The sequence below is a fragment of the Variovorax stachyos genome (assembly GCF_051400855.1).
Taxonomy (GTDB): Bacteria; Pseudomonadota; Gammaproteobacteria; order Burkholderiales; family Burkholderiaceae_C; genus Variovorax.
The window spans coordinates 1-589 of the sequence record NZ_JBLFFN010000064.1; the positions used below are offsets into that span (position 1 = coordinate 1).

Sequence of the window (589 nt, forward strand, 5' to 3'; positions counted from 1 at the left end):
GGCCGCGAAGAGGCGCTGCCCGAGCCGGTGCCCTTCCGGCGCTTCGTGGCGCAGGCGCGCCTGGGGGTGAGTCGGGCCGAGCACGAGGCCTTCTTCCGGCAGATGCTGGGCGACGTGGAATCACCCACCGCGCCCTTCGAGCTGCTGGACGTGCAGGGCGACGGCACCCAGGCGAAGGAGGCGCGGCTGCGGCTGGACGAGGCGCTGGCGGCAGACGTTCGCCGGCAGGCGCAGCGCCACGGCGTGAGCGCGGCCACGCTGTTCCACCTGGCCTTTGCGCTGGTGCTGGCGCGGGTGACAGGGCGCGAGGACGTCGTGTTCGGCACCGTGCTGTTCGGGCGCATGCAGTCGGGCGAGGAGGCGCAGCGCGCGCTGGGCCTGTTCATCAACACGCTGCCGCTGCGGGTGCGGCTGGGCGCGCAGGGCGTGGGCGAATGCCTGCGGCAGGTGCATGCGGGGCTGGCGCAGCTGCTGCACCACGAACATGCGAGCCTGTCGCTGGCGCAGCGCTGCAGCGCGCTGGCGGCGGGCACGCCGCTGTTCTCGGCGCTGCTGAACTACCGCTACGGCGCGCAGGCTGAGCACGAGG

Annotated in this window: 1 protein-coding gene; it reads left to right on the forward strand. The window is 73.9% G+C overall.

Annotation, left to right across the window (positions count from 1 at the left end; translation table 11 throughout):
- Positions 1-589, forward strand: a 589-nt coding sequence (locus tag ACMGEZ_RS29715; RefSeq protein ID WP_436825868.1) for a condensation domain-containing protein, incomplete at both ends; no start/stop codon positions are given.